A 10,541-nucleotide genomic window follows, 5' to 3' on the forward strand; every position below is an offset into this window, starting at 1 on the left:
CTGCGCAACGGGGAAGGGCCGGCCGGGCGGACGGGGTGCGGCATGGGAGATCAGGTGGAGGCGACGAGAAACTCCTCCCCGCTCGTCAGCCGCAGGCCATCGGCGCGATCGGCGAAATAAAGCCGGTCCAGATCGGCGGGCGCGACGTGCCGGACATTGCGGAAGCCGGCTTCGCGGGCGAGCGCCGTCATCTCCGCCGGGGCGAACAGGCTGATGAAGGGCGTGCCGCTGGCCGCCGCGCCCTTCATCGCCTGTTCGAGACCGGGCCGCAGATCGGCCGGCATCAGGTCCAGCGGCTGCACGAACGTCATCGCCAGGGTCGTTCCCGGCGCGAGGGCGGCGACCTGGCGGAGCGTCGCGGCGATCGCATCGCGGGTGAGATACATGCTGACCCCGGTGGAGGCGACGATTGCCGGGCGGGTGGCGTCGAATCCGTTGTCGGCAAGGGCCTGCCACCAGTTCTGCCCCGCTTCGAAATCCACGGGGACGAGGTGCAGCCATGGCGGCACGCCAAGGCCGAGCGCCTCGAGCCGCTGGCGCTTCCAGGCCTGCGGGCCCGGCCGATCGACCTCGAACAACTGCATGTGCGCCCCGATATCGGGCCGGCGCTGGGCGAAGCTGTCCAGCCCCGCGCCCAGGATCACATATTGCCCGACGCCATGTGCCGACCGTTCGAGGACCAGATCCTCGACAAAGCGGGCGCGGGCGACCATCGAGGCGCGGAAAGGGGCGGTGAAGGCAGGGTCCATGTCCGGCCGATCGCGCCAGCCGGGATCGGGCGCCACCAGCGTGAGGCCGATCTCGTCTTCGAGCACATAAGGCGGCGGATCGATCCGCACGTGCATCGCCCGCCACAGGGCCGTGCGCACCGCCGTGCTTTCCGGGCCGATCGTCACCGTCATTGCCGCCTTCCTCCTCGCCGGCTTCTGTGCAGCCGTTCGCGGCGGGCGGGCAAGGGGCGGCTGTTGATAGACGCCGCCACGGCCTTTGGTGGAATTTGCTAATATCTGGCGGAAACGCCGGTTTCCAGGCGGCTGCGCTGGAATATCTCCGTGCGAGAACGCCCGAAAATCGCGGCCTCGGCACGGTTGGCACGCCGCCTGCAAAGTCTCCGGCATGAATGCGGGCCATCCCGCCCCTATCGAAGGAACGACCGATGCAAGCCGACCAGCCCTCCCTCTTTCGCCGCCCCGATACCATGCTGGGCATCTGCGAGGCGCTGGGCGAGGATCTGGGCTTTAACCCGATCGTCTTGCGCATCGCGCTGGGATCGCTGGTGCTGTGGAACCCGAAGATCGCGATCGGCGCCTATCTGGCGCTGGGCGTGCTGGTGCTGCTGTCGCGCCTGATCTTCCCGGCGCGGCGGGTGGCGGCGGATGCGGGCGTGGATAAGGCGATGGCCGTGGAGACCGCCGCGCCTGCCGCCATCAACGATGCCCCGGCGGTGGAGATGGCCGAGGCTGCCTGACTGGCCGGGGCCGGCTTCGCGTCCGCGGCCGATCGCCGCCCCGGATTTTCCATGCCGGCTTTTCCCCCGGATCGCGATAGGTTGGCCCGATATTCGGCGATCGGGAGGGGGGATCGGTGGACGTGGCGGAAACGAAGGCGGATTGGCCGGCGCGGGCCTGGGGGCTGGCGTTGCTGGGGGCCGCGATCGGGCTTGGCATCCACCTGCTGACCGACAAGGCCGGCGGATACGGGATGACCGACGATCCCCTGCGCCTTGCCGCCGCCACCTTCCTGGGCGTGGCCGGGCTTTCCTTCGCCGTGGTGCTGGAACGGGTGCGGATCGGCTGGAGCGCGGCCTTCGCGCTTGTCGCCGGGCTGGTGATCGCGGCCGTGATCTACTGGAATGGCGGGCCGGGCCGCTGGGAGGCCGATGACGGCTGGCGGCTGTTCTGCGCGGTGCTGGCGGTGGGGATCGCCGGGCCGCTGTTCCAGACGATCCGCGACGGCGCGCTGGAGGCCGGGAAGGGACGCGGCCTGCGGGCGCTGCCTTATCCGGCGGTGCACGATCATGGCTGGACCAATGTGGTGCTGGTGCTGCTGGCGCTGGTCTTCGTGGGCGTGGTGTGGCTGCTCGCCTGGCTGCTGGCGTCGCTGTTCAACCTGATCGGCATCGATCTGCTGCAGGAGCTGCTGCGCAAGGACTGGTTCGGCTGGATGATGAGCGGGGCGGCGATGGGCGCGGCGATCGGCCTGCTGCGCGATCATGACCGCGTGGTCGCCATGCTGCAGCGGGTGGCGATGCTGGTGCTTTCGGTGCTGGCGCCGGTGCTGGGCGCGGGGCTGCTGATCTTCCTGATCGCCACCCTGTTCACCGGGCTGGAGCCGCTATGGGCGGCGACGCGGGATACGACGCCGATCCTGCTTTCCGCCTGCGCGGGCGCGCTGATCCTGGCCAATGCGGTGATCGGCGACAGCCCGGAGGACGAGGCCCGCAACCGGCCGCTGCGCTGGGGGGCGCTGGCGCTGGCCTTCGCGATCCTGCCGCTGGCGGCGATCGCGGCGGTTTCGACCGGGCTTCGCGTCGGCCAATATGGGCTGACCCCGGCGCGGCTATGGGCGCTGACCTTCATCGCCTTCGCCTGCGCGGTGGGGCTGGCTTATTGGGCGGCGCTGGCGCGGCGGCGGCTGGCATGGGCCACGCCCGCGCGGCCGGCCAATATCGCGCTCGCCATCGGCCTGTGCGCGGTGATGCTGCTGCTTTCCACGCCGATCGTCAGCTTCGGTGCCCTTTCGGCGCGGAGCCAGGTGGCGCGGCTGGAGGCCGGCAAGGTGAGCCCCGAACGGTTCGACTGGGCGGCGCTGCGCTATGATTTCGGCCCGGCGGGCAAGGCGGCGGTGGAGCGGCTGGCGAAATCGGGCACGCCCGCGATCCGCACGGCGGCGGCCCGCACGCTCGATGAGAAGGATCGCTGGGCGCTGGCGCAGCGGACGCGCGACGTGGATGCCAAGGCCGCCTTTGCCGGGCGGGTGACGGTGCTGCCGGAGAAGGCGCCGCTGCCCGACGCGCTGGTGGATGCGATCCTGCGCGAGGGCGGCGGTTGCGGCCGGAACGACGATCGGGGACGCTGCATCGTCCGCCATGTCGGCGGGAGCGGCGAGGCCGTGGTGCTTTCGTGGAGGGCCGGATGCGAGGCGTGCGCGATCGACGCGGCCTATTTCGTTCGCGGTGCCGATGGGAAATGGGAGGCGGCCGCCGAACGGTGGCCGGTGCCGCCTCCGCCGGCCGAGGCGAAGAAGGCGCAGGCGACGGCCGAACGGGCGGCGGCGGAGCGCGGCGAGATCGAGGTGCGGCAAGTGACGCGGCGGCAGGTGTTCGTGGGCGGGCGGCCCGTGGGGACGGTGTTCGAATGAGCGGAGCGGTGGCGGCCGGGACATAGAACCGTCACCTCCCGGCGGCGCGGATCGACGGGGTAAAGGCCGTGATCTCCCGCCGGCGTCGCTCTTCGCTTGAAGCGGACCCCCGTGGCTGCTAGCCGCGCGGACATGTCTGTCGATGCCACAACCGTCCGCAAGATCGCGAGCCTCGCCCGGATCGCCGTGTCCGATACCGAGGTCGACGCGATGGTGCCCGAGCTCAACAACATCCTGGGCTGGATCGAGCAGCTTGGCGAGGTCGATACCGATGGTGTCGCCCCGCTGGCCGCCGTCATCCCCAACCATCTACGCCTGCGCGACGATGTCGTCACCGACGGCAATATCCGCGACCAGATTCTCAAGAATGCGCCGCAGGCCGAACATGGCTTCTTCGCGGTGCCGAAGGTGATCGAATAGTGAGCAATCTCACGGACCTGACCGTCGCCGGCATCCGCGACGGATTCCGCAAGGGCGATTTTTCCGCGCGCGAGGTGGCCGAGGCGTTCAACGCCGCCGTGGCCGCCGGCAAGCCGCTGAACGCCTTCCTGGTCGAAACGCCGGAGCATGCGCTGGCGGCCGCCGACGAGGCCGATCGCGGCCGCGCTTCGGCCGAGTTCCGCCCGCTTTCGGGCGTGCCGCTGGGCATCAAGGACCTGTTCTGCACCGCCGGATACCAGACGACGGCGGCCAGCCATATCCTGGAAGGCTTCGTGCCGACCTATGAGTCGACGATCACGGCCAAGCTGTTCGGCGCGGGCGCCGGCATGCTGGGCAAGCTGAACCTCGACCAGTTCGCCATGGGATCGTCCAACGAGACCAGCTATTACGGCAACGTCATCAGCCCGTGGCGCCGCAAGGACGGCGGCAATGCGGCGCTGGCGCCGGGCGGCTCCTCGGGCGGGTCTTCCGCCGCGGTCGCCGCGCGGATGGCGCCGGGGGCGACGGGCACGGATACCGGCGGATCGATCCGCCAGCCGGCCGCCTTCACCGGCATTTCCGGCATCAAGCCCACTTATGGCCGCTGCTCGCGCTGGGGCGTGGTGGCGTTCGCTTCCTCGCTCGACCAGGCGGGGCCGATGGCGCGCGACGTGCGCGACTGCGCGATCCTGCTGGAGGCGATGTCCGGCTTCGATCCCAAGGATTCGACCTCGCTCGACCTGCCGGTGCCGCAGTGGGAGGCGGGGCTTTCCGCCGACCTGCGCGGCAAGAAGGTGGGCATCCCGAAGGAATATCGGGTAGAAGGCATGCCGCCCGAGATCGAGGCGCTCTGGCAGCAGGGCATCGCCTGGGCCAGGGATGCGGGCGCCGAGATCGTCGAGGTTTCGCTGCCGCATACGCGCTATGCGCTGCCGACCTATTACATCATTGCGCCGGCCGAGGCCTCGTCCAACCTCGCCCGTTATGACGGCGTGCGTTACGGCGAGCGCGAGCTGCCCGACCACGCCAATCTTCAGGAAATGTATGCGGCGACCCGCGCGGCCGGCTTTGGCCCCGAGGTGAAGCGGCGCATCCTGATCGGCACCTATGTGCTGTCGGCCGGCTTCTACGACGCTTATTACACCAAGGCGCAGAAGGTGCGCGCGCTGATCGCCCGCGATTTCGAGCAGGCCTTCCAGCAGTGCGACGTGCTGCTGACGCCGACCGCGCCGTCCGCCGCCTTCGCGCTGGGCGAGAAATCGGCCGATCCGCTGGCCATGTATCTGAACGATGTGTTCACGGTGCCGGCCTCGCTCGCCGGCCTGCCGGCGATGTCGGTGCCGGCGGGGTTGGACGCGCAAGGGCTGCCGCTGGGCCTGCAGATCATCGGCAAGCCGCTCGACGAGCAGGGCGTGCTGAATGCGGGCCTGGCGATCGAGCAGCGCGCCGGCTTCAACGCACGCGCGGAGAAGTGGTGGTGAACTGGCTCGGCGAGATCTTTCTCCAATGCATTGGGGAAGGCCTCGTCGAAAGTTTCAGGCGTCTGAAGTTCGGACGGCGACTGCCGTCCAAACCTCAGACCCGCCACAGACAGAAAATTCTGGAACGGCGCGCCCGCGAGCGCGCGAACAGACGGAAGCATAGATGACTGAGAGCACCTACCGCATCCAGGGCGCGACGGGCGAGTGGGAGGTCGTGATCGGCCTCGAGGTCCACGCCCAGATCACGTCCAACGCCAAGCTCTTTTCCGGCGCGTCCACCCGGTTCGGTGCGGAGCCCAATGCGAACGTGTCGCTGGTCGACGCGGCGATGCCGGGCATGCTGCCGGTGCCGAACAGGGAGTGCATCCGCCAGGCGGTGCGCACCGGCATGGCGATCGACGCGCAGATCAACAAATGGTCCCGCTTCGACCGGAAGAATTATTTCTACGCGGATCTGCCGCAGGGCTACCAGATCAGCCAGCTTTATCACCCGCTGGTGGGCGAGGGCACGATCAGCATCGAGCCCGAGGAAGGCCAGGCCAAGACCATCGGCATCGAGCGCATCCATGTGGAGCAGGATGCCGGCAAGCTGATGCACGACCAGCATCCGACGCGCTCCTACATCGATCTCAACCGGTCCGGCGTGGCGCTGATGGAGATCGTCAGCCGGCCGGACATGCGGTCTCCGGCGGAAGCGGGCGCCTATCTGCGCAAGCTGCGCGCGATCCTGCGCTATGTCGGCTCGTGCGACGGCAATATGGAAGAAGGATCGATGCGCGCGGACGTGAACGTTTCCGTCCGCAAGCCGGGCGATCCGTTCGGCACGCGCACCGAGACCAAGAACGTCAATTCCGTGCGCTTCGTGATGGCGGCGATCGAGCATGAGGCGAACCGCCAGGTCGACCTGATCGAGAGCGGCGGCACGGTGGTGCAGGAAACCCGCCTGTTCGATCCCGACAAGGGGGTGACGCGGTCGATGCGGTCCAAGGAGGATGCGCATGATTACCGTTACTTCCCCGATCCCGATCTGCTGCCGCTGGAACTGGACGACGCCTTCCTGGCCGAATGCCGCGCGAGCCTGCCCGAGCTGCCCGACGCCAAGCGCGCGCGCTATGAAGGGCCGCTGGGGCTGACCCCCTATGCCGCCGGCGTGCTGACGGCGGACGTGGAGACGGCGCGCTGGTTCGAGGCGCTGCTGGCGGAGACGGCCAGGGTGCAGGGCAAGCCCGAGGCGGATGTGGCCAAGGCCGCGTCCAACTGGCTGATTTCCGACCTGTTCGGCGCGCTTAACCGGCTGGGCAAGGACATCACCGACAGCCCCGTCTCGCCCGCGCAGGGCGGGCAGCTGCTGGGGCTGGTGGCCGATGGCACGCTTTCGGGCAGCCTCGCCAAGCAGGTGTTCGAGATCATGCTGGAAACCGGCGACGATCCGGCGAAGATCGTCGAGGAGCGGGGCCTGAAGCAGACGACCGACACCGGCGCGATCGACGCGGTGATCGCGGACGTGCTGGCCGCCAATGCCGACAAGGTGGCGGAGTATCGCGGCGGCAAGGATAAATTGTTCGGATTCTTCGTCGGCCAGACGATGAAGGCGATGGCCGGCAAGGGCAATCCGGGCGTCGTCAACGAACGGCTGAAGGCCGCGCTCGACAACTGAATGACCGCAGGTCCCGCCGCCGCCGTTGCGCCGGGGGCGGGGCCTGCCTATCTGCACTAGCGACAACGCCAGCCAAGGGATGGGGCATGACGACTTTCGACGACCGTGAACGGGCTTTCGAAGCCAAGTTCGCCCGCGACGAGGAAATGGCCTTCCGCGTGACCGCGCGGCGCAACCGGCTGGTCGCCACCTGGGCGGCCGAGCAGATGGGCCTGACGCCCGAAGAGACCGACGCCTATGCCAAGGCGGTGGTGCAGGCCGATTTCGAGGAAGCCGGTGACGAGGACGTCGTCCGCAAGCTGCTGGGCGATCTGGTTTCGGCCGGCGTGGACACCGACGAGGCGCGCATCCGCACCGCGCTGGAGGCCAAGACGATCGAAGCGCGCCGCCAGCTCATGGAAGCGCAGTAACGGCCATGCCGATGGCGGCGGAAGAGATCGAGGCGATGATCCGGGCGGCGATCCCGGATGCGCATGTCGAGATCACCGATCTCGCCGGCGATGGCGATCATTATGCGGCGCGGGTGGTGAGCGAGAGCTTCCGCGGCCTGCCCCGCCCGCAGCAGCATCGGCGCGTCTATGACGCGCTGGGCGGACGGATGGGCGGCGTGCTCCACGCGCTGCAGCTCACCACCGCCACGCCCGACCGAGGAGTGTGAGATGAGTGATGACGTGCAGGCCCGCATCGCGGATGCTGTAAATTCCGCCGACGTTCTGCTTTTCATGAAGGGCACGCCGCTTTTCCCGCAATGCGGCTTTTCCAGCCGGGCGGTGGCGATCCTCGACCATCTGGGCGTGGAATATGCCACGGTCGACGTGCTGCAGGACCAGGGCATCCGCCAGGGCATCAAGGAATTTTCCGACTGGCCGACCATCCCCCAGCTTTACGTGAAGGGCGAGTTCATCGGCGGTTCGGACATCATGATGGAAATGTACGAGGCCGGCGAGCTGGCCGACCTGCTGGACCAGAAGGGCATCGCCCGCGCGGCCTGAACAAGAGGGCATGGCGGGCGGCGTGGGGGCGTCGCCCTTGCCCAACAGGCATGGCCAACTGACCTTTTGAACCATCGCCGGGGGGGCCAAGCGTGACTAGCGTGAGGCCATGGCGACACAGCCCGCATTCGGAGACCTGCTGCGCGACTGGCGCGGCCATCGGCGGATGAGCCAGGGGGACCTGGCCCAGGATGTCGGCGTATCGCCGCGCCACCTGAGCTTCGTGGAAACCGGCCGCGCCCGGCCCAGCCGCCGGCTGGTGCTGCGGCTGGCCCAGCGGCTGCGGCTGCTGCCCCGCGAATGCAACGCGCTGCTGGCCGCCGCCGGCTTCGCCCCGATCTTTCCCGAACATGCGCTGGACGATCCGGCCCTGGCCCCGGCCCATAAGGGCATCGAGCGGCTGCTGCTCTGCGTCGATCCCTTTCCCGCCTTCGCGGCCGACCGGCACTGGACGCTGCTGCGCGCCAATCCCGGTTTCGAAATGCTGATGGCGGGCGTTTCGCCGGAACTGCTGGCGCCGCCGGTGAACCTCCTGCGGCTCTATCTGCACCCCGCCGGCATGGCGCCGCGGATCGTGAACCTGGCGGAATGGAAGGCGCATGTCTGCCGCCGGGTGGAATTGCAGATCGACGCCACCGACGATCCCGTGCTGATCGACCTGCTGGCCGAATGCCATGCCTATCCGGCGCCCGCGCCGGGCAGGCGGCCGATCGCGGCGGCCGTGGCGGTGCCCTTGGTGATCGATGGCGATGGCGGGCGCCTTTCGCTGATCGGCACGACGACCACCTTCAGCGCGCCGATCGACGTGACGCTGGCGGAAATCGTGGTGGATGCGTTCCTGCCGGGGGATGCGGCCACGGCCCTTGCGCTGGGCGGCACCATGCCCGGCGCCGATCCGGCGGTGAAGGGCGGGGGCAGCGCGAGACCGGAACACCAGCGCAGCCCCCGCCGCTTCATCATGCGGGAACAATTGGAACGCGGATAATCCAGCAGGATGCGTGCCAGAAGGGAATTTCCCGATTTTCTCCTGCCACACGATGGTTGACGATCCCTCAACCAAGGGGCGATTCGTAAGATATCCCGACACTTCTTGCGATGGGACTTCAAATCCGCGCCGCGCGATGCCACATGGCCGGCATGGACGATCAGAATCCCGGTGTGGCGCAGGACCTGCATCCGCTGGTGCGGCGCGTGCTGGCGCCGAATCCGTCCGCTTTCTCCTATCACGGCACCCAGACCTATATCGTCGGGCACGGCGAGGTGGCGGTGATCGATCCCGGCCCCGACATCGCCGATCATATCGCCGCGATCCTGGCGGCGACGGCGGGCGAGACGATCCGCTACATCGTCTGCACCCACACCCATAACGATCACAGCCCGGCGGCCGCCCCGTTGAAGGCGCTGACGGGCGCCGGGATCGTCGGCTGCGCGCCGCTGGTGCTGGACGACAGCGGCCCGCGCGCCGACGCCGCGTTCGACCGCACCTACGCCCCCGACCGGATATTGGCGGACGGCGAGGCGCTTTCCGGTCCCGGCTGGACGCTGGAGGGGGTGGCGACGCCGGGCCATACCTCCAACCATCTCTGCCTGGCGCTGCCGGAGGCGAACGCGCTGTTCACCGGCGATCATGTGATGGGCTGGTCCACCACCGTCATTTCCCCGCCGGACGGCGACATGGCCGATTATATGGCGAGCCTGGAAAAGCTGATGGGCCGGGACGACGCCATCTATTACCCCGCCCATGGCGATCCGGTGGAACGGCCCCAGCGCTTCGTGCGCAGCCTGATGGGGCATCGCAAGCAGCGCGAAGGGCAGATATTGCGCCTGCTGGGCGAGGGCGAGAAGCCGGTGCCGGCGATGGTGGAGAAAATGTATGTCGGGCTCGATCCCCGGCTGGTGCAGGCGGCCGGCCGATCGGTGCTGGCCCATCTGATCGATCTGGAGCGGCGGGGCGTGGTGGTGCGCACGGGCGAGGAAAGCTGGGCGCGCGCGGCGTGACCGGCCGCACGATCAGATGGATCGCCGCGGTGGCCGCGGTGGCGATCGTGGCGGCTGCCGCCGGCTGGTTCGGCGCGCGGCGCATCGCCGGCGCCTTCAACCCCGATCCGGTGTCCATCGCCAGCGCCAGCCTGGAATCGATGCGCGAGCAGAACCGGCTGGTGGTGTTCGCCGCGCGCTATGTGGCGGTGGTGACGTCCACCCAGAGCCGCTTCGGCCTTTCCGCGCGCAAGACGCTGATCATGCCGGGCAATGTCCGCTACGAGATCGATCTGGGGGCGCTGAGCCCCAGGGACGTGCGCTGGAACGCGGCGACGCGGCGGCTGACCGTCACGCTGCCGCCGCCCGCCGTGGCGGGGCCGGAGGTGGATATGGCCGCGATCCGGGAATATGATGGCGGCGGCGTGCTGATGGCGCTGAGCGATGCCGGGACGGCGCTGGATGCCGCCAACCGCAAGGCGGCGCAGGCCGNGCTGCTGCGCCAGGCGAAGGGCGCGCTGCCGATGCGGCTGGCGCGCGATGCCGGGCGCCGCGCGGTGGAGCGCAGCTTCGCCATGCCGCTGGCCGCCGCCGGGCTGGACCCCGCGGTGACGGTGCGTTTCGCCGACGAGCCGGCCGCGAGCGATGGCGAGA

General features: G+C 69.1%; 12 protein-coding genes. 11 read left to right on the forward strand and 1 reads right to left on the reverse strand.

Going from position 1 to position 10,541, the window contains the following annotated elements; all coding sequences use genetic code 11:
• Positions 1-50 precede the first annotated feature (50 nt).
• The gene (locus tag BHE75_RS05950; RefSeq protein WP_070933070.1) at positions 51-902 is read right to left on the reverse strand and encodes a class I SAM-dependent methyltransferase; all 852 of its coding nucleotides are present in this window, start codon (positions 900-902) and stop codon (positions 51-53) included.
• Between the two features lie 254 nt (positions 903-1,156).
• Between BHE75_RS05950 and BHE75_RS05955 the strand changes: the two genes are divergently transcribed.
• From BHE75_RS05955 to BHE75_RS06005, 11 genes are all read left to right on the forward strand, one after another.
• Positions 1,157-1,468 (forward strand): hypothetical protein, encoded by a 312-nt coding sequence (locus tag BHE75_RS05955; protein ID WP_070933072.1) that lies wholly within the window; start codon positions 1,157-1,159, stop codon positions 1,466-1,468.
• 122 nt (positions 1,469-1,590) lie between these two features.
• A complete protein-coding gene (locus BHE75_RS05960; RefSeq protein ID WP_254684369.1) occupies positions 1,591-3,360 on the forward strand; it encodes a DUF4153 domain-containing protein in 1,770 nt (589 codons plus the stop codon).
• Between the two features lie 132 nt (positions 3,361-3,492).
• Positions 3,493-3,780: an Asp-tRNA(Asn)/Glu-tRNA(Gln) amidotransferase subunit GatC gene (gene gatC, locus BHE75_RS05965; protein ID WP_015459779.1), complete on the forward strand. Its 288-nt coding sequence runs from the start codon at positions 3,493-3,495 to the stop codon at positions 3,778-3,780.
• Positions 3,780-5,261 (forward strand): Asp-tRNA(Asn)/Glu-tRNA(Gln) amidotransferase subunit GatA, encoded by a 1,482-nt coding sequence (gene gatA, locus BHE75_RS05970; protein ID WP_070933076.1) that lies wholly within the window; start codon positions 3,780-3,782, stop codon positions 5,259-5,261. The genes gatC and gatA overlap by 1 nt, the downstream gene beginning before the upstream one ends.
• Before the next feature lie 163 nt (positions 5,262-5,424).
• Positions 5,425-6,918: an Asp-tRNA(Asn)/Glu-tRNA(Gln) amidotransferase subunit GatB gene (gatB, locus tag BHE75_RS05975; RefSeq protein WP_015459781.1), complete on the forward strand. Its 1,494-nt coding sequence runs from the start codon at positions 5,425-5,427 to the stop codon at positions 6,916-6,918.
• Between the two features lie 86 nt (positions 6,919-7,004).
• Complete coding sequence (locus BHE75_RS05980) at positions 7,005-7,328, forward strand: DUF1476 domain-containing protein (protein ID WP_015459782.1); 324 nt, start codon at positions 7,005-7,007, stop codon at positions 7,326-7,328.
• Positions 7,329-7,333: 5 nt separating this feature from the next.
• Complete coding sequence (locus BHE75_RS05985; RefSeq protein ID WP_015459783.1) at positions 7,334-7,576, forward strand: BolA family protein; 243 nt, start codon at positions 7,334-7,336, stop codon at positions 7,574-7,576.
• Between the two features lies 1 nt (position 7,577).
• The gene (gene grxD / locus BHE75_RS05990) at positions 7,578-7,910 is read left to right on the forward strand and encodes a Grx4 family monothiol glutaredoxin (RefSeq protein ID WP_015459784.1); all 333 of its coding nucleotides are present in this window, start codon (positions 7,578-7,580) and stop codon (positions 7,908-7,910) included.
• A gap of 109 nt (positions 7,911-8,019) precedes the next feature.
• Positions 8,020-8,895, forward strand: coding sequence for a helix-turn-helix domain-containing protein (locus BHE75_RS05995; protein ID WP_070933078.1), 876 nt, complete (start codon positions 8,020-8,022; stop codon positions 8,893-8,895).
• 143 nt (positions 8,896-9,038) lie between these two features.
• Entirely contained in the window at positions 9,039-9,908 is an 870-nt protein-coding gene (locus tag BHE75_RS06000) for an MBL fold metallo-hydrolase (RefSeq protein WP_070933080.1), read from the forward strand.
• Between the two features lie 140 nt (positions 9,909-10,048).
• On the forward strand, positions 10,049-10,541 hold a 493-nt coding region (locus BHE75_RS06005), incomplete at its 3' end, for a DUF4230 domain-containing protein (protein ID WP_438830610.1).

Source organism: Edaphosphingomonas haloaromaticamans, assembly GCF_001853345.1.
Lineage (GTDB): Bacteria > Pseudomonadota > Alphaproteobacteria > Sphingomonadales > Sphingomonadaceae > Sphingomonas_E > Sphingomonas_E fennica.

Excerpts from the sequence above, each read along its gene's own strand:
- BHE75_RS05950 (WP_070933070.1), bottom strand. The coding sequence starts at position 902 with ATGACGGTGACGATCGGCCCGGAAAGCACGGCGGTGCGCACGGCCCTG.
- BHE75_RS05955 (WP_070933072.1), top strand. The coding sequence starts at position 1,157 with ATGCAAGCCGACCAGCCCTCCCTCTTTCGCCGCCCCGATACCATGCTG.
- gatC (WP_015459779.1), top strand. The coding sequence starts at position 3,493 with ATGTCTGTCGATGCCACAACCGTCCGCAAGATCGCGAGCCTCGCCCGG.
- gatB (WP_015459781.1), top strand. The coding sequence starts at position 5,425 with ATGACTGAGAGCACCTACCGCATCCAGGGCGCGACGGGCGAGTGGGAG.
- BHE75_RS05980 (WP_015459782.1), top strand. The coding sequence starts at position 7,005 with ATGACGACTTTCGACGACCGTGAACGGGCTTTCGAAGCCAAGTTCGCC.
- BHE75_RS05985 (WP_015459783.1), top strand. The coding sequence starts at position 7,334 with ATGCCGATGGCGGCGGAAGAGATCGAGGCGATGATCCGGGCGGCGATC.
- grxD (WP_015459784.1), top strand. The coding sequence starts at position 7,578 with ATGAGTGATGACGTGCAGGCCCGCATCGCGGATGCTGTAAATTCCGCC.
- BHE75_RS05995 (WP_070933078.1), top strand. The coding sequence starts at position 8,020 with ATGGCGACACAGCCCGCATTCGGAGACCTGCTGCGCGACTGGCGCGGC.
- BHE75_RS06000 (WP_070933080.1), top strand. The coding sequence starts at position 9,039 with ATGGCCGGCATGGACGATCAGAATCCCGGTGTGGCGCAGGACCTGCAT.